This window comes from uncultured Phocaeicola sp. (assembly GCF_948499155.1).
GTDB classification, from domain to species: domain Bacteria; phylum Bacteroidota; class Bacteroidia; order Bacteroidales; family Bacteroidaceae; genus Phocaeicola; species Phocaeicola faecalis.
On the sequence record NZ_CAOOSE010000001.1, the window covers coordinates 287,785 to 308,223 of the forward strand.

Here is a 20,439-nt window from a genome sequence, read left to right on the forward strand (position 1 = left end):
CTATGAAAGTATCGATTATTATACCCATTTATAATGTTGCAAAATATGTTACAGCATGTTTGAACTCTGTTTTTAATCAAACTTATAAGGATTTAGAAGTAATACTAATCGATGATTGTGGTCAGGATAATAGTATGGAAATTGTGCATAACTTTGTTGAATCACATCCGCAACCTTTTCCAATTCGAATATTATATCATAAACAAAATAGAGGACTATCTGCTGCTCGTAATACAGGCATAAGTGCAGCAGAAGGGGATTTTATATATTTCTTAGATAGTGATGATACTATAGCTAGCAATTGTATAGAATATCTTGTGGAACCTTTATTTAATGAACCAAATTTAGATTTTGTGATAGCAGATTATCATGTTATTGGTTCTGATAAATTGTATCCGCCATTATTATTAAAACAAGGGAAAATATCAGGAAATGAAAATATTCTTAATGCTTTCGTTTCAGGTCAATGGTATATGATGGCTGTAAATAAATTGCTCAATAGGAAGCTTATTCTTGAAAAGGAACTGTATTTTAAAGAAGGGTTGTTGCATGAGGATATGTTGTGGTCATTTCAATTAGCATGTGTTGCTGATTCTATGTATGTTATTAGAAAACAAACGTATTTGTATTATATACATGAAAATTCAATAACTACTAATTTTAATAGTCGTAATTTTGTGGCTTATTCTAATATTGTTTCTGAGTTAAATAAACTTGTTAAACAATATAATTTGCGTGAAAATATTGAGGTCTTTCATTTTGTAGAAGGGGTAAAGATATCTACGTTCTTAAAGAAAATTGAGGTGCATTATCCAGATACGCTATATACTATTTATTTAAATTATAGGAATGATGTTATATTTCCTTCTTTGAAATCACTGAGAAATAAGCTGTCTAGGTTATTTTGGCATTTGCAATATTATTTTCCTGCAAGAGTAGGCTATATTTATTGCTTATGTATAACTCATTTGTTTTATTATTTAAAAATGAAAAATGGAAAATAAGATAAAGTTTTCTGTTATTGTTCCATTGTACAATAAAGAACTCTACATTGAAAATACTATTTTGTCTATACTGAAGCAGTCATATACTGATTTTGAAATAATAGTAGTAGATGATGGTTCAACGGATAACAGCTATGAAATAGTAGAACGTATTCAAGATTCTCGTATACGATTAGTTTCTAAAAAAAATGGAGGAGTATCCGCAGCTCGTAATTATGGTATATCTTTAGCTCGCTATTCTTATATTGCATTTATAGACGGAGATGATTGGTGGAGCAGTTTGTTTTTAGAAAAAATGTGTACTTTAATACAACAATATCCATATGCTGCTATGTATAGTTCTTCTTTTGCAGAAGTTTGTAAAAAAGATATTTTACCTGTATTTATCCACCGCCTTATGCCCAGTGGGGCACAGATAATCGACTATATTGATATTTTTTCTACTAATTTAGTCTCTCCAGTGCACACATCTTCCGTTGTTATACGCAAGGATATTTTGTTAAAAAAACAATTTAATGAAAATATATCCACTGGAGAAGATATTTTATTGTGGTTACAAATAGCTTCAGAATACAAAGTAGCATATATGAATGAAGTTTTATCTTATTATAATAGAGATGTGTCAGGGAGTATTACTCGTAAGTTAATTCCAGTACATAATAATTTTATGTATTATATAAAATCAACTTTTACAAATCCTTCTAGTAAATTGGCTTATTTAATTGATGCATTGATTGTACGTATGTTACGTCCATATTATCTGTTTAATATTTCACCTGATGAAGTAAAAAATATTTTATTATCAGTGGATTTTAAGAGACAGAAGTATGTATATTATTTATTTTACAATTTGCCTAAGCCTATAATGAGAACTATCTATAAATTGGCTAAAAAAATAAGTAAAGGATGAGAATTCTGTTATTAAATGATTTTAGAATAGGTGGTGGTGCCGAAATTATTTTCCAAAAGACACATGAAGTTTTGGTGAAGCAAGGCTATGATGTTGATATGGTATATCATAGTGAACGTATTTCCCCTCAGGGTTCTATTTTTTCTTATGTATTTTCTATCAAGAATTTTAGAACTATATTAAAGCGTTTGAGGGAAGGGAAATATGATATTATTTATGTTTTAAATTATGCTTATTCTTTTTCTCCTTCTATTCTTTGGGCTATAAAGAAATATAAAAGAAAGAATCCTAATATTAGAGTTATATATAATGCACACGATGCACATTTGATTTGTCCTAATAGTGGGTTAATGTATTTCAAGGATAAAAAGATGCATTTATTTCCCCAAATATTGGGCGTAAAGGATTTTATTTTTAAGACATTAGATCACAGAGGACATGTATATAGTATTCTAAAAAAAATTCAATGGTTATTTGCCTATAAAATATTAAAGTTACATTCTGTTTTTGATGTGATATTATGTCCAAGTTTGTTTTTGGTTTCGAAAATCAAAGAATGTTATCCCAATAAAAAGGTTTGTTTGCTAAGAAATCCATTGGATATGAAAAATATTTCTTTGGCAATTTTGCAAAAAGAAAAAAAAGCTTCTTTGCAATTAGTTTATTTTGGACGTCTATCATTAGAAAAAGGGTTGGATGTGCTAATAGAGAATTTAAGTAAAGTTTCTGATTTATATGAATTACATATTTATGGAGATGGGCCTGAAGCTATTAATTTGCATAAATTAGTTAATGATTTAAATATGCAAGACCGGATTTTCTTTAGAGGGAAATTGCCTTGGAAAGAGCTAATGAGTAGACTGCCATTGTATGATGCCTTTGTACTTCCTTCTTGCTGTTATGAAAATGCGCCATTGTCCATTATTGAAGCTGTTGCTTCTGGTTTATATATATTAACGATGAATTATGGAGGTATGAAAGAACTTGCCCAAATAGTGGGTAACTATTATTTTATAAATCCTCTTTCTCCTGAGAATTTATATGGTGCTTTTGATTTTATTAAAAAATCGGGATTTCATTTACCTGATTTATCATTATTTTCAGAGGATACATTTAAAAACATATTAAGTGAGTATATAGAATATAAGCAAAATGGTACTACTGGAGATTCTCATATTACTAATTAATATATATTGTATATTGAGGTTTAGGAGTGTTTTACTCCAATTAATATTATTAGTTTCTTTGTTTCCATTGATAACAATGATTGCTTTTATGAATGAGCTGCCTGTTCCCGGGGTTTTGTCATTGTATCGTAATATTTTTTCTGATAAGACAATTTTTACTGGTTTTATTTTATTAGTTCTTACTAATTTCATCTTATTATGTGTGTTGTATCCATTAAGAAAGAAATCTTATTGTTATACTCCATTCAAATGTACCAATATTTCGTATTACTTACTGTTGGCTTTATTATTTTTTAGTGCTGTAATGTCATACCCTCGGGTATTTGGGGTTGATTTTGGAATTGATATGTCCACTATTTATATATCTACTAATATAGCTTTGTTATTATGTAAGAAAGAAAGAATGTGTTGGTGCTCTATATTGCATACTGTTATTTTATTGCTTGTTATTGTTGGAGGAGATAGAGTTGATAGTATTGTTTCTATCGTTTTCTTATTTATTATGAATTATGAAGGTGGAGTAGTAACGGAAAGCATAAAAAAAGTATATCTTGTTTGTGGAGGATCTATTTTGTTTGTGTTATCTGTTATTAGTGGTATTATCCGTGATGGGAATGCTATTTCTATTGAGACGATTTTTTATAGTTTATATGCACAACAAACGGTGTCAGATGTTTTATATGTTTTCTTATGTAGTATAGGTTATTATTATGAAAATGGTATTAACCTATCAGTTCTTGGCAATTTATTATTTGGATTATTTCCAGGGCCTTTTTATGGAGTTGTTTCTGATTATAATTATACAATATTATTATTGAAAAAATTTATGCCAAATCCTGGTGGAGGATTATTTTTTTCTGAGGGGATGATTGCATTAGGCCCTATAGGGGTATTACTATATATGTTAGTTTATTCTATTTGTATTCGTTTATTATTTACTAATAAGAGGAAAATATTTGTTGCATTATTTATTTTGTTATTTGCTATGCTTTGTCGTATTCAATGGTATGGCTTTATTTATGCTTACAAACCTATTATATTTACATTGCTATTTTATTTTATTTTTATCCATAATATTCAAAGAAAGGAAACAGCGTGAAAATCTTGCATATATCTAAGTATTATCCACCATATAGTGGTGGGATTGAGGATGTTTGTTATAATTTGGTAAAATCCTTGTCAGAAGAAGAACAAAAAGTAATATGTTTTAATGATGTTAACTCTGATAATATTTCATGCGATGGTAAAGTTGAGATTATTAGAATAGGCTCTATTGGAGAACTGGCTAGCCAGCCTATATCTTTCTCTTATTATCATAAATTAAAAGTATTATTAAAGACGTATGTTCCAGATATTATACATTTACATTTGCCAAATCCTCTACTTTGTTTTTATGTACTTCTTTTGATTCATGATCATACAAAATTGGTTTTACATTGGCATTCGGATATAGTAGCACAGAAATATATATATCGTTTGTTTGCTCCAATAGAAACTCGAATTTTGTGTCGGGCTGATAAAATTTTGGTTACAAGTCCTCAATATTTGGAGGATTCTCTTCCTTTGGCTCCTTATAAGGAAAAATCAATAATAGTGCCAAATGTTATATCTTTGGATAAACTTGAAATGAAGGATGCAGATAATGATAAAGTGAAGAAACTAAAAGAGGTATATTGGAATAAAAAAATAATCTTTTTTATGGGAAGGCATGTTCCTTATAAGGGCATTGAATATTTGATTGAAGCAGAAAAATATATCCAATCAGATTGTATCATATTTTTAGCAGGAAAAGGTCCTTTAACTTCTTCTTTGCGAGAAATTTCAAAATCTAATAGAATTAAATTTCTTGGAAGAATTTCAGATGATGATGTGAAAATATATATGAATGCTGCTGATATATTTGCTTTTCCTTCGATTACTAAAAATGAGGCATTTGGAGTTGTTTTAGCAGAGGCAATGTATTGTAAAGCTGTTCCTGTATGTTTTACCATTCAAGGGTCTGGAGTAAATTGGGTTAATGTTAATAATGTTACAGGATTGGAGGTACCTAATCGGGATGCACAAGCTTTTGGTAAGGCGATTGACCTATTATTGACTAATGACAAATTGAGAGCCAAATTATCTGATAATGCTCATCAGAGAGTTGTAGATATGTTCACAATTGAAACTGTAGGTAAGCAATTGAGGGATATATATAAGAAGCTGGTTCTTTAGATTTGTAAAAACTTGAAGATGTTTTTTTCTTACTAGAACAAATCTCTTCTCCCCATTGTTAAGACTACCAATTTAATTTATAAACAGTAGTCCAACAATGAGTAAATATTTTAAGCTGAGCATATTTTTATGCTTTCTCTTACCGACAATATCATTGGCACAGGTAAAGAATGCCAATAATAACACCTTTGCTTCCTTCATTTGCAAGTTCATTAATGAGAGGGGCTTGGTAGAGTGCCGTATGGTGAATGAGGGTAATTTTCTTACTCTGATGAACAGGGCAGATAAGCTGGTGAATGTGATGTGCACTTGGTATCCCTTTGCAGAAAGTGACGGCTATAAATTCTCACGGAAAGAACTGATTGACCGGAGAAGGAAGAAAGTCGACTTTGTATTAATAGGGTACGGACAGAGGCCGAATAATCCGATGCTCTATTATCTGGTGCCTGTTTCTAAAGTAAAACGGAAAATGAGTGAGAATACTTTGAAAAAGTATCAGGTCGGAATACCGGTATGTGACTTGAGCTTTGTCAATTAAGAATAAAACAAAAATAGTACGGAGAGAAAAGTTTAGGAAAACTCCTTTCACACAAAATGCGCTGTAAGTGTTTGACTTATAGCGCATTTATGTGAAAGGAGTTATTTCATTTCTATCACGCGATAAAGATTGCCGGTGCGCGTATGTATCCTTTCTACCCCAAGTGACATCAATACTTTGCTGAAACTAGCCGGAGATGCCTGCTTTAATGCATGGGGATAGCGTTTCTTGATGGATAGGAAGATTTCTGCTGCCGACAGTTCCATATACGTTTCATCAGGTTGTGCCGCCCGGAAACAACAATTAAATATGCTCTCTTCTGTTGATTGTCTGTAAAATTCCCGGTTATGGAGATTGATTTCCGCTTCTTCGTCACTGTCAAACCAATAGCGTTCACCACGTAACAGCTCTGTTTTCAGCTGGGCATAGATTTGTGAATGTATGATATCTTCCGTATTGATTTTCTCTTCTACTTCGATGCAGATAAAACGGCGGCTTCCCGAAGGGTCAGTTAAGATATCTTTACGGTTGGATGTGCCTGCGAACGAAGCGATTCGAGGCAGTTTGGAGAAACTCTTTTGATATGATTTGATGAAACTCAGGCTTGCCATCTGCATCAGATTCTTTAATAAAGGCATCTTCTTGGTTGTTTCTTTGTCAAATTCATCCATACATACCAGCCCGTATTCCGATAATTTGCGGGTGGCCTGTCCCTTAGCGTTCAGGTTGAAATCATCGGTATAATAGTTTTGCAATTCGGGCGGTATCAACATTTTTATATATGTGGATTTTTGTTTCCCTTGTTTCTGACTGACCAGGATGGGGGCCACGCTATTGGCATGGGTGTCGTCCAGGCCCATCCATTGGGCTACCATTGCCAACATCCATCGGTGGAAACTGCGCACCCAGTAATCGTGGGCAGAAACACGCTGTGCCAAGTCGGTCAGCCGGTCTGTGCCGTCCCACAACGGAAGTTCCTGCATATAGAGCCGGAAGGGATGATAGCTGCCGGTTTGTGTGGAGTAAATAAAACGGTTGACGTCTTTATCCCAACAGTTTATCCCTGCCTTGCGGACTGCAATGCAGATGGAGTTTAAGTCACGCTGGCTCAGGGGGGCGAAAGGCAAAGTACCGTGCAGGCGGTATTCGGTTATTTCATTTATCCGGTTAAAGCGGAAATCATAGTGGCGTTTCAGGTATGATTCCATTTGCAAAATGGCATCCAATGCAGGGTCGGTGGACGGAGTTGTTTTTCGGGCACACATTTCTTTTAAGGATTCATTCTCTTTTCTCAGATTTTTCAAGTTCCTTTTGCTCATTTTTCTTTTGTTTTTTGGTTTCTATGCAGCTAAGTTACGACATCGGGAGAGGGGTTTGCAAATATTTTGCCGCCTCAGCAAATATTTTTCCGCTTATTGGAAATAAATGCCTGATATGGTGTCAGTCTGCCTTTTTTTTGTTACCTTTATGCTGTAAATGGCATCGTTCCACTTGGCTGGCACGACCGTTCCACTCGGGTGGAACGAGCATGTCAGCCGAGTGGAATTCTCGTTTCACCCGGCTGAGACGATGAGGAGAAAACGTATGGAATAATCGCTAAAAAGGGAAGATTATGAAGGTGGAATATGATTTGTATAAGAGCCCTCCCCGCGAAGTGGACGGGAAGGAGGTGGCGCATCTGCATGCTCGTGTAGCCAGGTCGAAAACAGTTAGTATCTGGAGTCTGGGAGACGATATACAGAAGGCGACCAGTTTGACTAAGAGTGATTTGAGGGCTGTGTTGTGCGAAATGAGTGACCGTTTTGTGGAGGAACTGCAAAAAGGAAATTGTGTGCATATCGACGGCATTGGATATTTTCAGATGACGTTGTCGTGTCCGGCCGATGTGGAAAAGGAAGGAGAGGTGCGGGCGGAGTCTATCCGTTTTAAGTCGGTGGTGTACAAGCCGGAGAAGGCTATATGTGGTAAACTGGAGGGACTGAAGTTTGTTCGTTCCGAAAGAGGGGAGCATACGCTGAATTATTCGGACATTGAACTGATGGGAATATTGAGTGACTATTTTCAATACAACAGTTACATCACCCGCCTTGAATTGGAGCGTGTATGCGGTATGACACGCAGCACGGCTTATCGTCGGATAAAGTCTTGGATAGCGAGGAATATGTTGGAGAAAGTTTCCGGTATTGATGCTTACCGTCCGGTGCCGGGATCTTTTAGGGTTTCACGTTAACCCGCTTATTATAAGCGGATTAACGTGAGGTTAGGTGTGAAAGCACCTTTATGAATTGTTTTACTCTACAGCTTTTAAGGCTGCTTCGTAATTGGGTTCCTGCGTAATTTCGGGTACCAGTTCGGTATATATCACTTTGCCTTCCGGGTTGATTACCACTACCGAGCGGGCCAGAAGTCCTGCCAAGGGGCCGTCTGTCATCAGTACACCATATTTCTGTGCGAAATCGGATGTATAGCGATAGTCGGACAAGGGAACAACATTGGCGATGCCTTCTGTGGTGCAGAAACGTCCCTGTGCGAAAGGCAAATCTTTTGAGATGGCCAGTACCGTCACGTTCGGGCGGTTGGCTGTCAATTGATTGAATTTGCGTACAGAGGTGGCGCATACACCGGTGTCCAGACTTGGGAAGATGTTGAGTACTAGATACTTGCCTTTTCCGTCTTTCAATGTATAATTGCTTAAGTCACCTTTTACCAATGTAAATTCGGGTGCAGGAGTTCCTGCTTTTACAAACTCGCCGGCCAGTGTCACCGGCGTGCCTTTGAATGCTGTTTTTGCCATAATTTTATTATTTTAGTTTTGATATTGTAATTATAACAAATGCAGGTGGAAAAAGGTTCACTTACTTTCGTCCTTTGTAAACCAGGAAGCATACTATCAATACACCGATGGCGATGAAGCAGTAGCCCAGCTCGTGGCTGTACTCGGTCACTGTGCTCAGAAGTTGTTCTTCGGGCACTACTGATTGCAGGTAATAGCCGATTGATGCCAAGATACAGTTCCAGATGCCTGCACCTAATGTGGTGTAAAGCAGGAAAGTGGATAGCTTCATTTTGGCTAGGCCGGCAGGGATTGAAATCAACTGGCGTACTGCCGGAATGAGGCGGCCGATAAAAGTGGAGAGCGCACCGTGCTTGTCGAAGTAACGCTCGGCGTTCTGTACTTTTGCTTCGTCTATCAGACACATGTGACCGAAGCGGCTGTTGGCAAATTTGTATACCAAGGGTCGGCCGACAAAGTAAGCAATGTAATAATTGATGATGGCACCGATGTTGGCTCCTATGGTGGCGAAAATAACTACCAGAAATACATTCAGGTCACTATTTCCTCCTGCTGCTTTATAAGCGGCCGGGGGAACCACCACTTCCGACGGGAAGGGGATAAAAGAGCTTTCAATGGCCATTAATAACGTAATAGTCCAATAATTAAGGTGGTCTAAGCACCATTGGATAAATGCAACTGATTCCATGATTAATTAATTATAAGAAATTGTCTAAGTCTACTTTTCCATTATTGACACTGTCTTTCAGGTTACGCATTAACTCGTTAAAGCGTGTGTCGCTCAGTACGGAGTCGCTTGTACCCAGGTTGCTGTATGCGTCGGGCAACTCATGTTTCATCTTTGCGATGTAATGCATACAGGAGATGGCTTCTTCCAGATAGAAATAGCAATAGGCCAGAAAGAAATAGGTGGCCGGTGCATTATCGGGAAATTCGCGGTTTATCTGTTCGTAGTATTGTGCGGCGAGTTTGAAATTCTGTGTGTCGAAACAGGCGGCACCGATGGTGAACAGAAACTCCAGTCGTTCATCTTCCATAATTAGGGTCAATGCCTGCCGGAAGTGCAGTTCTCCTCTGGCTTGGTTTTCTTCTTTGGCAGCCTGGTCATTACATTCCTTGGCTTCCATCAGGAAGAACCGTCCTGCAACGACGAGTGTGTCGGGGTCGTTTTCGTTCAGTTCCAAGGAGCGCCGGATGAATGCCTGCCCCACACCGCTGTGCCCTAAAGCAGCATGGCATAAGGCAATGTCGCCATACAGTTCGGACAGTTCGTATGTATTTAATACATCTTTATTGTCTAGCAGTTCCTCTATATAATAGATGGAGGAAGTATAATCCTGCATTTCGAAATAGGTCTTTGCCAATGCCAGATAAGCGCGTGCTTTATTCTCCTGTCGGTCTGCCAGGCGGAGATAGTAATCGCAGGCTTTTTGCAATTCACCGCTTTGCTGGTAGCAGAAAGCTTTAAGTGTCAGTGCCTCTGTATTGCCGTCGTCGATGGCCAGTGCAAAGTCTATTGCCTCGTGTGCCTCTCCGAAATCATTGGTACTCAGGTAGCATTTGCCCAGACTGTTCCAATGGTTGATGGAGTAGGGGTAGCGGTCGAGTGTGGTCTGCAGGAGAGGGATGGCCTCTTCGGGATGGTTGAAAGTGATATAGAAGTCACACAACAGGTCTCTGAATTTCTGACTTTTTTTGGGAAGGGAGTCAAGGTCGTAGGTGTCGCTGACGCGTTTAATCCATTTCTTTGCCAGTGCTTCCTGATTGGCGTCTATATAGGCAAGGATAATATCGATAAGGGTTTCGAGCTTTCCATCCTCGTCGGCAGCCAGTTCTTCGAATACATGGTCGGCCTCTTTCAGACGTCTTTCTTCCATTAGCAAGTCGGCTTTCAGGAATTTCACTTCGCGGTCTGATTGGTCTTCAATCAATTCCATTACCAAATACGCTTCGTCCAGCCTGCCTTTCATGGCTAGGGACCGGGCACGGAAAATCAAGGCATCCGTATCATTGGGATGCAATTGTAAAGCAAAATCTATTGCAGCTTCTGCTTCTGTTTGTCTTCCTTTTGAAGCATAATATTCAGCGATGTCTGTCAGTTCGTCAGCATCAAAATAAGCGGGGGTATGGTTTTCTACCATACCCTCGTATTTTTCTAATGCTTCTTTAAATTCCGGGTCTTCAAAATAGGAAGACAGGTCATTGTTCATAAGCAGTTTTTTATTTATTGATTTTACTCCAGGTATCTTTTAAAGATACGGTGCGGTTGAACACCAGGTGTTCGGGCGTGGAGTCTTTGTCTACATTGAAATAGCCGATGCGCTGGAACTGTAAGTAATCCAGTGGTTTGGCATCTGCGAGGTATTTCTCTACATAGCATTCGCTCAGGATATGTAATGAATCCGGGTTAATCATTTCTTTCATGGCTTGCAGTGCGTCGCAGTTTTTGGCTTCGCGGATGGCGGCCATTTCGTCACGCGGATTCTCTACCTTCCATAAGCGGTCATACAGGCGTACTTCCGCTTTCAGACAGTGGGCACAGCTCACCCAGTGCAGTGTGCCTTTTACCTTGCGGCTGCTGCCGGGCATACCGGTTTTGGTGTCGGGGTCGTATTCGGCATATACCTCCACCACGTTGCCTTCTTCGTCTTTCTTGCAACCGGTGCACTTTACGATGTATGCGTTTTTCAGGCGGACTTCCTGTCCCGGAGTCATACGGAAATATTTCTTCGGAGCGTCTTCCATGAAGTCTTCGCGTTCCATCCAGAGTTCACGGCTGAATTCGATGGTATGTGTGCCGGCTGTCGGGTCTTCGGGGTTGTTGATGGCTTCCATCTCTTCCACTTGGCCTTCCGGATAGTTGGTGATGATAAGCTTCACCGGATTGACTACGGCGGATACACGAGTGGCGCGGGTATTCAAGTCTTCGCGTACTGCGCTCTCCAGCAGGGCGAAGTCGTTTAAGGCATCGTATGTGGTGTAACCGATTTTGTCAACGAAGTTGCGGATAGACTCGGGAGAATAACCACGGCGGCGGAAACCGCAGAGGGTCGGCATACGGGGGTCGTCCCAACCGTTCACCAAGTGTTCCTTAACCAGAATCAGCAGGTTACGCTTGCTCATCAGTGTGTAGTTCAGGTTCAGTTTATTGAACTCGTACTGATGGGGGCGGTTGTCGTTCAGGTCTTTCCCTTCTTTTACCCAATCCACAAACAAGTCGTAAAGCGGACGGTGGGGGACAAATTCCAGTGTACACAAAGAGTGGGTCACACCTTCGAAAAAGTCACTCTGTCCGTGGGCGAAGTCATACATCGGGTATGCCTTCCATGTTTCGCCTGTACGGTGATGGGGTGTTTTCACCACACGGTAGATGATAGGGTCACGGAAGTGCATATTGGGGCTTGCCATATCTATCTTGGCACGCAGCACCATCTTTCCTTCCTCTATTTCTCCGGTGTTCATCTTTTGGAACAGTTCGAGTGTCTCCTCTATCGGGCGGTTGCGGTAAGGGCTTTCCACACCCGGCTGGGTGGGCGTGCCTTTCTGTGCGGCAATCACTTCGGAGCTCTGTTCGTCTATATAAGCTTTTCCTTCCTTGATGAGACGAATGGCGAAGTCCCACAATTGTTGGAAGTAGTCGGATGCATAATATTCATTTCCCCATTGGAATCCGAGCCACTGGATATCTTCCTTGATGGCTTCCACATATTCCATATCTTCTTTGGTCGGGTTGGTGTCGTCGAAACGCAGGTTACATACTCCACCATAGCGTGCGGCTATCCCAAAATCCAGGCAAATGGCCTTGGCATGACCGATGTGGAGATAACCGTTGGGTTCCGGCGGGAAACGAGTTTGGACCTTTCCTCCGTTTTTACCTTCCTTCAGGTCGTTCTCTACTGCCTGTTCGATGAAGTTCAGACTTCTCTTTTCTGTAGCTTCTGTAGCGTTCATTTCAGTCATAGTGATATTAATTTTACACTTTAGGGTGCAAAAATACGTATTCTTTTTGGGATATGCGTTATTTCACGGGAATATATCCTCCCTTTTTTATAATATTTTGCCCCTCGGGGGAAAGTATATACTCGATGAAAGGGCTGACTTTCGCTTTGTCGGACACATTATAATAATAGTAGAGCGGGCGCACTATGGGGTATTGTCTTTTGGTTCCGTTTTCCAGGGTGGGCAGTACATAGTGTTTTCCTCCGTCATACGAAACGGCTATCGGCTTGACACGGTCCGACAGATAGGCGAGGCCTACATATCCGATGGCTCCCTTGGTTTGGCTGACAGACTGGATGACGGCGCCGGTTGCCGGCATGGAGAGGCTGCCGCTCATGTAGTTCTTGTTCTTCAGGACGCTTTCTTTAAAGAATTCGTATGTTCCCGAAGAGGTCTCGCGAGAGTAGACAATGATTTTCATATCGGGGCCTCCCACTTGTTTCCAGTTCACAATCTTGCCGCGGAAGATGCCCTCCAGCTGCTGCCGTGTAAGGCGGCTGACGGGGTTATCCGGATGGACAATGACAGCAAGGGCATCGTAGGCGATAATCACTTCCTCCACTTCCTGTTTGGCCGCTTTCAGTTTCATTTTTTCGCTGAACTTGATGGGGCGTGAGGCCATGGCGATATCGGTGGTATAATCCATGAGGGCGGATATGCCTACTCCGGTTCCGCCGCCGGTGACGGTCACCCGCTGTTCGGGATAGGCATTCATAAATATTTCTGCAGTCTCTTGTGAGACGGGTAGTACGGTGTCGCTGCCTTTGATACGCTGTGCGGAAACATGGAAACAGGTCAGTAACGATAGTAAGAAAAACAATGTCTTGAATGGGCTCATAAGCTCTTATATTAATTTATTTGCAAAGAAAACGTTTTGAGATGTCATTTGTTTTACTTGTGTGTTACGATTCTGTTACGAGTGAAAAGTGACGGTACAGTGTCCGCCTTTTTTTTTGTTTGTAACATCTTTGTAACACAATTGTAGCAAATGCTTCAAGCTTCTTTCATACCGTCTTAATATAAAGGAGCTTTTTTTGCATTCGGTTATTAATAGAAGACTAAAACTGTATGAAACGAGTTTGGGAAAAGATTATCGAAGGAATATTGACTTGCAGCGGCTTTATCACAAGCATCGCTATAGTGCTGATTGTCGTTTTTCTGTTTACAGAGGCATTCGGACTCTTTGGAAACAAGGTGATAGAAGAAGGGTATGTGCTGGCTGTCAACAAGGAAAATCCGGTCAGGAAACTGAGTGCGGTGCAAATTAAAGATGTGTTTGACGAAGAGATAACCAATTGGAGCGAAGTCGGCGGTTTCGATACCGGTATCAAGGTGTTCCGACTGGAAGATATCACTTCCTACTTTTCGGAAGAAGAGTTGGGCGCGGAATACGACAAGGCGGAAGCATGTATCAGTAAGATAGTGGCAGACAATCCGGGCATCATTGCTTTTGTTCCGGCTAAATTTATAGAAAAGGACTTCCCGGGACATTTGCTGGAAGACGGACATATTTCATTTTCGGAAGTGTTTGCCGGAAAAGAATGGTTTCCGACGGCAACTCCGGCTCCGCAGTTCGGCTTTGTCCCTTTGGTTATGGGAACGCTTTGGGTGAGTTTCTTCGCTATTCTCCTTGCCCTGCCGTTCGGCCTGTCTGTAGCTGTATATATGTCGGAAGTGGCAAGCAGCCGTACACGCGGATTTCTGAAGCCGGTTATCGAATTGCTGAGTGGCATACCGTCGGTGGTATACGGTTTTTTCGGACTGATAGTCATTGTGCCCCTCATTCAGAAGGTGTTTGACCTGCCGGTGGGAGAAACCGGCCTGGCGGGAAGCGTCGTGCTGGCTATCATGGCTTTGCCCACTATTATCACGGTGAGCGAGGATGCCATGCGCAATTGTCCGCGTGCCATGCGCGAAGCGAGTCTGGCCTTGGGAGCCACACACTGGCAGACCATCTGTAAAGTGGTGATTCCGTTTTCCATTTCCGGCATCACATCGGGAGTGGTACTGGGCATCGGACGTGCCATTGGCGAGACGATGGCTGTGCTGATGGTGACCGGCAATGCGGCTGTGATACCGACTACGATTCTGGAACCGCTACGCACGATTCCGGCAACGATTGCCGCCGAACTGGGAGAAGCCCCTGCCGGCGGTGCGCATTATGAGGCCCTGTTCCTGTTGGGGGTGGTGCTGTTCCTGATTACCATGATTATCAATTTCAGTGTAGAATATATATCATCCAAAACCGGAGCAAGTTCCGGAAGGAAGTCATAATACGATAGGAATATGAAAGAAAGTATATTTAATGCCCGCCAAGGGGTGCGCAAGAGACGTTTGCAGTGGATGGCGTTCGGAGTGTTCAAACTGCTGAGTTACAGCATTGTGCTGATTCTGTTCAGTATCTTGGGCTTTATCATATATAAAGGTATAGGAGTCATCAACTGGAAATTCCTCACTTCGCCTCCCAGCGACGGAATGACGGGAGGAGGTATCTGGCCGGCTATTGTGGGTACTTTTTATCTGATGGCAGGCAGTGCTTTGTTTGCTTTTCCTGTGGGCGTGATGAGCGGTATTTATATGAACGAATATGCTCCGAAAGGCAAGTTAGTCCGTTTCATACGGGTGATGACAAACAACCTGAGCGGCATTCCGTCCATTGTCTTCGGCTTGTTCGGTATGGCACTGTTTGTGAAATATCTGGGCTTCGGCGACAGTATTCTGGCGGGTTCACTCACTTTGGGCTTGCTTTGTGTGCCGTTGGTCATTCGCACCACCGAGGAGGCTCTGAAAGCCATTCCGGACAGTTACCGCGAAGGCAGTCTGGCGTTGGGGGCTACCAAACTGCAAACCATCTGGCATGTGATTCTTCCGATGGGAATGCCCAATATCATCACGGGACTTATCCTTGCAATGGGAAGGGTATCGGGTGAAACCGCACCCATCCTGTTCACTTGTGCCGCTTACTTCCTGCCGCAGTTGCCGCATAGCATATTAGACCAGTGTATGGCCCTTCCTTATCACCTTTATGTCATATCGACCAGTGGAACCGACATGGAGTCGCAATTGCCCATTGCTTACGGAACCGCTTTGGTGCTTATTTTCATTATTCTGGTCATCAATTTACTGGCAAACGGACTTCGCAGGTATTTCTCAAATAAACTAAAAACGAATTAATCTATAATATATGAATAAGATAGATGCGCGACATGTGAATTTCTTCTATGGAGATTTTCAGGCATTGAAAGATATCAGTATGACGATTGAAGAGAAAGCGGTAGTGGCTTTTATCGGTCCGTCGGGATGTGGAAAATCTACCTTTCTCCGCCTCTTCAACCGTATGAACGATTTGATTCCCGGTGCACGCCTGGAGGGGGAGATACGGATAGACGGCATGGACATCTATGATAAATCCGTGCAAGTGGACGAACTCCGAAAGAATGTGGGGATGGTGTTTCAGCGTCCCAATCCTTTTCCGAAAAGTATTTTCGAAAACGTGGCCTATGGGCTGCGGGTGAATGGGGTGAAGGACAATGAGTTTATCCGTCACCGGGTGGAGGAAACATTAAAAGGGGCTGCCCTGTGGGATGAGGTGAAGAATAAGTTGAAAGAGTCGGCCTTTGCCCTTTCGGGCGGGCAGCAGCAGCGTTTGTGCATAGCGCGTGCCATGGCTGTATCGCCTTCTGTTCTGCTCATGGACGAACCTGCGTCGGCACTCGACCCCATTTCCACTGCCAAGGTGGAAGAACTGATTCATGAACTGAAGAAGGAATATACCATCGTTATTGTCACCCATAATATGCAGCAGGCGGCGCGTGTCAGTGATAAGACCGCTTTCTTCTACATGGGCTCGATGGTGGAATATGACGATACGAAGAAGATTTTTACAAACCCAAGCAAAGAGGCTACCCAGAACTACATTACGGGGCGCTTCGGATGATGGGGGTACCATCAGGAACAGAATATAAAAGAAAGATGATATTATGGTGAAATTTATAGAATCAGAACTAACCTCACTGAAAAAAGAGGTGAACGAGATGTGGACACTGGTGTATAACCAATTGGACAGGGCCGGAGAATCGGTACTGACATTCAACCGTGATTTGGCGCAACAAGTGATTGTCCGCGAAAAGCGGGTCAATGCTTTCGAACTGAAGATAGACAGTGATGTGGAAGATACCATTGCCCTTTATAATCCGGTGGCGATAGATTTGCGCTTTGTATTAGCCATGTTCAAGATAAACAACGACCTGGAACGATTGGGAGACTTTGCCGAGGGCATTGCCCGCTTTGTGGTGAGAAGCGATGAAACGGCCCTCGACGGAGAATTACTCCGCGAACTGCGGATAGAGGAGATGCAAAGACAAGTGCTCGGTATGCTCGAAATGACCAAGACAGCACTGAATGAAGAAAATTTGGATTTGGCGTTGACCGTCTTCAGTAAAGACAATTTGCTGGATCAGATTAATGCGGATGCTCCGGGTGTGCTGACTGCATATCTTGAAAAGCACCCCGATTGTTTTTTAACTTGTCTGGAACTGGGAACTGTGATTCGCAAACTCGAAAGGGCAGGAGACCATATAACGAATATTGCTGAAGAGATTGTTTTTTTTATAGACGCAAAAGTCTTAAAGCATAGCGGAAAAGTGGATGAACATTTCATGGGGAAAGAAAAAAAACAATAAAATGTGTTCATTCGCCAAATTTTTGTTATCTTTGTCAACATAACAGGGCAGATAAAGGGCTTTCAGTTCGTAAATAGCCAAAAAAGACAGAAAAGTCTAAAAACATGTTGTATGGCATAGTTTTTTATTTGGCTGGTTTAAAAAAAGGCTCGATATTTGCAACGTTATCCTGAAAACAATCTTTTTACCTTAAAAAAAACTAATACCTATTGAAAACTTAAAAAGGGGGCTTTGTGAAAAGACCCCTTTTTTATTACTCTCTGTCTGAGGGGAGTATTTGTTATATTTCACCTAAATATTGGTCAAAACGTAAGATTTCTGTTTTTATTAGCTTATATTAGCAACTTCTTTTTAAGTTAATGATTAAATTTGCACTCTCATATATATAAGATACCGGTAAAAAGAATGGAGAATAAATATATAAAGTCATTTTTATTGATTTGGGTGTTGATGATTGGTACGCTTACCGCATCTGCCCAAAAAATACAAGGCGTTGTAACTGACTCATTAACCAATGAACCAATCCCCTATGCTTCTGTGTATTATGATGGTAAAGGAGTGGGTGGAATAACGGACGCCGACGGGCGTTATAGTGTGGAAACACGCCAGGGATGGAACAAACTGACGTTCTCGTCGGTGGGGTATGTCAACAAGGTGGTGACCATCATTCCCGGAGTGACCAAGACGATGAATGTAAAGTTGCGTCCGGATGATATCGAGTTGCAGGAGGTAATCGTGAAGCCTAAACGCGAAAAGTATTCCCGTAAGAATAATCCAGCCGTGGAGATGATGAAGAAGGTCATTGCCCATAAGCGAAACAACAAGCTGGACGAGAATGATTACTATCAATACAATAAGTATCAGAAGATTACGATGGCTCTCAATGATGTTACTCCCGAAATGTTGGAAAAAGGGATGTATAAGAAGATGCCTTTTCTGAAAGACCAGATTGAACTGTGCGAGGAAACAAGCAAGTTTATTCTTCCCATCTCTGTGGACGAAACGGCCTCGCAGAAAATCTATCGTAAGCATCCGAAGAGTGAGAAGAATATCATTAAAGGTATGAGCTCATCGGGGGTGAACGAACTGTTTGCCACGGGGGATATGCTGAGCACGGTATTGAAAGACGTATTTACGGATGTGAACATATATGATGACGATATCCGCTTGTTGCAATATCCGTTTATCAGTCCTATTTCTTCCAGTGATGCCATTTCTTTCTATAAGTATTATATCATGGACACGACGTATGTGGACAAGGATCGTTGTTTCCATTTGACGTTTGTTCCCAATAACTCACAGGATTTCGGCTTTACCGGACACTTGTATGTATTGGCCGACTCTAGTTACACGGTGAAGAAGTGTACCATGAACTTGCCTAAGAAATCAGGTGTGAACTTTGTCGACAACATGGATATCATTCAGGAATTTGAGCAACTGCCGAATGGCGAATGGGTGCTGAAAACGGATGATATGATTGTGGAGCTGACACTGATGAAAATCATGCAGGGATTTCAAATCCGGAGAACGACGCGCTATTCGGACTATGCCTTTGATGAACTGCCGCAACAGTTGTTCAAGAGGAAGGGGTCCGAAATAAAGGAGGCGGATGCCATGATGCGGGGAGAGGACTTCTGGAACCAGTACCGGCAGGTGCCGCTGACAGAGACGGAAAGTTCGATGGACATGCTGGTCAAGCGCTTGGAGCAGATGCCCGGCTTTAAATATGTGATATTTGTATTGAAGGCGTTTATTGAGAACTTTGTGGAAACCGGAACGAAAGACCACCCGAGCAAGGTGGATATAGGCCCGGTGAATACCATGATTTCGAATAACTATATAGACGGTCTCCGCCTGCGTATGAGTGCGCAGACCACGGCAAACCTGAATCCGCATTTATTCTTTAAGGGCTATTATGCATACGGTTTCAAGGACCACCGCTCCAAGTATATGGCTGAAATGGAATATTCTTTCAATAAGAAGGAGTATCTGCCGCGCGAGTTCCCGAAAAACTCCATCACCCTGAGTTATCAGTATGATGTGATGTCGCCGACGGACAAGTTCCTGAAAACGGATAAGGACAATGTGTTTGTGTCATTCAAGACGTCTACGGTAGACCAGATGTCTTATGTGCGCAATATTGCATTGAAATATGAGAATGAAACCCAATACGGATTGAAGACTACCGTAGAGGTGAAGCACAGTAAGGATGAGCCTACCGGAGGATTGGCTTATATAACCAATGATGATAAGAAAACGCTGATACCTGAAATACAGACGATGGAGGCTTCGTTGGCTTTCCGTTATGCGCCGGGAGAGACTTACATCAATACCAAGCAACGTCGTTTGCCGGTGTCTTTTGATGCGCCGGTGTTCACACTGTCGCATACGACCGGTTTTAAGGGTGTCTTTGGAGGCGAGTATAATTATAATCTGACTGAGGTGGGTTTGTACAAGCGTTTCTGGTTCTCTTCATGGGGCAAGATAGATATGTTCCTGAAGGGAGGGGCACAGTGGAATAAGGTGCCGTTCCCATTGCTGATTATGCCGGCGGCCAACTTGTCATATATTCTTCAGCGTGAGACTTTCAATCTGGTCAATAACATGGAATTCTTGAATGACCGTTATGCTTCGTTTGATATCTCATGGGATTTGAATGGTAAGATATTCAATCGGATTCCGTTGCTGAAGAAGTTGAAATGGCGTGAGGCTATCGGTTTCAAGATGCTGTACGGTCATTTGACGGACAAGAATAATCCGTTGAAGAATCCGGGTGACAGCGAACTGTTCCTGTTCCCGACGCGCGACGGTCATCCCACCAGTTTTGTGATGAATCCCAAAACGCCTTATATGGAATGCTCGGTAGGTATTCATAATATCTTCAAGATATTACATATCGACTATGTACGCCGTCTCAACTATCTGGACAATCCGGGTGCCAATAAATGGGGTATCCGATTAATGGTGATGATGACCTTCTAATCAGACTGTTGTTCCGGTTATCCGGAAAACCATTTCTGTTATATTCTTGAAATGCCCCTGTCGTTTGAACAAAATGCAGGGGCACTTTTTTATGTCAGTGGGTCGGTTGAAGGCATTATTTTATTAACT

At 41.5% G+C, this 20,439-nt stretch carries 18 protein-coding genes; 12 read left to right on the forward strand and 6 right to left on the reverse strand.

The features are described from left to right. Nucleotides 1-2 precede the first annotated feature (2 nt). The 6 genes from QYT14_RS01265 to QYT14_RS01290 all read left to right on the forward strand — a co-directional run bounded on the left by QYT14_RS01265 (nt 3) and on the right by QYT14_RS01290 (nt 5,853). A complete protein-coding gene (locus QYT14_RS01265; protein WP_288324129.1) occupies nt 3-1,004 on the forward strand; it encodes a glycosyltransferase in 1,002 nt (333 codons plus the stop codon). Next, nucleotides 994-1,914: a glycosyltransferase family 2 protein gene (locus tag QYT14_RS01270; protein ID WP_285947409.1), complete on the forward strand. Its 921-nt coding sequence runs from the start codon at nt 994-996 to the stop codon at nt 1,912-1,914. The genes QYT14_RS01265 and QYT14_RS01270 overlap by 11 nt, the downstream gene beginning before the upstream one ends. Then, nucleotides 1,911-3,101, forward strand: a complete 1,191-nt coding sequence (locus QYT14_RS01275; RefSeq protein WP_285947408.1) for a glycosyltransferase family 4 protein — start codon at nt 1,911-1,913, stop codon at nt 3,099-3,101. The genes QYT14_RS01270 and QYT14_RS01275 overlap by 4 nt, the downstream gene beginning before the upstream one ends. 88 nt (nt 3,102-3,189) lie before the next feature. Next, entirely contained in the window at nt 3,190-4,200 is a 1,011-nt protein-coding gene (locus QYT14_RS01280) for a hypothetical protein (RefSeq protein WP_288324130.1), read from the forward strand. Beyond that, on the forward strand, nt 4,197-5,315 hold the full coding sequence (locus QYT14_RS01285) for a glycosyltransferase (RefSeq protein WP_288324131.1): 1,119 nt from the start codon (nt 4,197-4,199) through the stop codon (nt 5,313-5,315). The genes QYT14_RS01280 and QYT14_RS01285 overlap by 4 nt, the downstream gene beginning before the upstream one ends. 97 nt (nt 5,316-5,412) lie before the next feature. Then, nucleotides 5,413-5,853 carry a hypothetical protein gene (locus QYT14_RS01290; RefSeq protein WP_237038032.1) on the forward strand — a complete coding sequence of 147 codons (441 nt, stop codon included), beginning with the start codon at nt 5,413-5,415 and terminating at the stop codon, nt 5,851-5,853. A 101-nt stretch (nt 5,854-5,954) separates the two neighbouring features. On the opposite strand, the gene QYT14_RS01295 is transcribed toward QYT14_RS01290, so the two are convergent. Next, a complete protein-coding gene (locus QYT14_RS01295; RefSeq protein WP_288324132.1) occupies nt 5,955-7,172 on the reverse strand; it encodes a VapE domain-containing protein in 1,218 nt (405 codons plus the stop codon). Between the two features lie 293 nt (nt 7,173-7,465). Between QYT14_RS01295 and QYT14_RS01300 the strand changes: the two genes are divergently transcribed. Then, nucleotides 7,466-8,083, forward strand: a complete 618-nt coding sequence (locus tag QYT14_RS01300) for a hypothetical protein (RefSeq protein ID WP_288324133.1) — start codon at nt 7,466-7,468, stop codon at nt 8,081-8,083. A 60-nt stretch (nt 8,084-8,143) separates the two neighbouring features. Here the strand turns inward: QYT14_RS01300 and tpx are convergent, their stop codons facing one another. The 5 genes from tpx to QYT14_RS01325 all read right to left on the reverse strand — a co-directional run bounded on the left by tpx (nt 8,144) and on the right by QYT14_RS01325 (nt 13,484). Beyond that, a complete protein-coding gene (gene tpx / locus QYT14_RS01305) occupies nt 8,144-8,647 on the reverse strand; it encodes a thiol peroxidase (protein WP_288324134.1) in 504 nt (167 codons plus the stop codon). Between the two features lie 61 nt (nt 8,648-8,708). Continuing rightward, nucleotides 8,709-9,335, reverse strand: a complete 627-nt coding sequence (locus tag QYT14_RS01310; protein WP_237038028.1) for a DedA family protein — start codon at nt 9,333-9,335, stop codon at nt 8,709-8,711. A 10-nt stretch (nt 9,336-9,345) separates the two neighbouring features. Next, nucleotides 9,346-10,857, reverse strand: a complete 1,512-nt coding sequence (locus QYT14_RS01315; RefSeq protein WP_237038027.1) for a tetratricopeptide repeat protein — start codon at nt 10,855-10,857, stop codon at nt 9,346-9,348. A 10-nt stretch (nt 10,858-10,867) separates the two neighbouring features. Continuing rightward, complete coding sequence (locus QYT14_RS01320; protein WP_288324135.1) at nt 10,868-12,607, reverse strand: glutamine--tRNA ligase/YqeY domain fusion protein; 1,740 nt, start codon at nt 12,605-12,607, stop codon at nt 10,868-10,870. A 58-nt stretch (nt 12,608-12,665) separates the two neighbouring features. Beyond that, complete coding sequence (locus QYT14_RS01325) at nt 12,666-13,484, reverse strand: PstS family phosphate ABC transporter substrate-binding protein (protein ID WP_288324136.1); 819 nt, start codon at nt 13,482-13,484, stop codon at nt 12,666-12,668. A gap of 230 nt (nt 13,485-13,714) precedes the next feature. Here QYT14_RS01325 and pstC point away from each other — a divergent pair, with 230 nt between their 5' ends. The 5 genes from pstC (at nt 13,715) to QYT14_RS01350 (ending at nt 20,310) form a co-directional block, all read left to right on the forward strand. Beyond that, a complete protein-coding gene (gene pstC / locus QYT14_RS01330; RefSeq protein WP_237038024.1) occupies nt 13,715-14,920 on the forward strand; it encodes a phosphate ABC transporter permease subunit PstC in 1,206 nt (401 codons plus the stop codon). A gap of 12 nt (nt 14,921-14,932) precedes the next feature. Then, entirely contained in the window at nt 14,933-15,820 is an 888-nt protein-coding gene (pstA, locus tag QYT14_RS01335; RefSeq protein ID WP_288324137.1) for a phosphate ABC transporter permease PstA, read from the forward strand. Between the two features lie 10 nt (nt 15,821-15,830). Then, complete coding sequence (gene pstB, locus QYT14_RS01340) at nt 15,831-16,583, forward strand: phosphate ABC transporter ATP-binding protein PstB (protein WP_237038022.1); 753 nt, start codon at nt 15,831-15,833, stop codon at nt 16,581-16,583. A gap of 43 nt (nt 16,584-16,626) precedes the next feature. Continuing rightward, on the forward strand, nt 16,627-17,328 hold the full coding sequence (gene phoU, locus QYT14_RS01345) for a phosphate signaling complex protein PhoU (RefSeq protein ID WP_237038021.1): 702 nt from the start codon (nt 16,627-16,629) through the stop codon (nt 17,326-17,328). A 405-nt stretch (nt 17,329-17,733) separates the two neighbouring features. After that, entirely contained in the window at nt 17,734-20,310 is a 2,577-nt protein-coding gene (locus QYT14_RS01350; RefSeq protein WP_237038020.1) for a DUF5686 and carboxypeptidase-like regulatory domain-containing protein, read from the forward strand. Nucleotides 20,311-20,439: the final 129 nt, after the last annotated feature.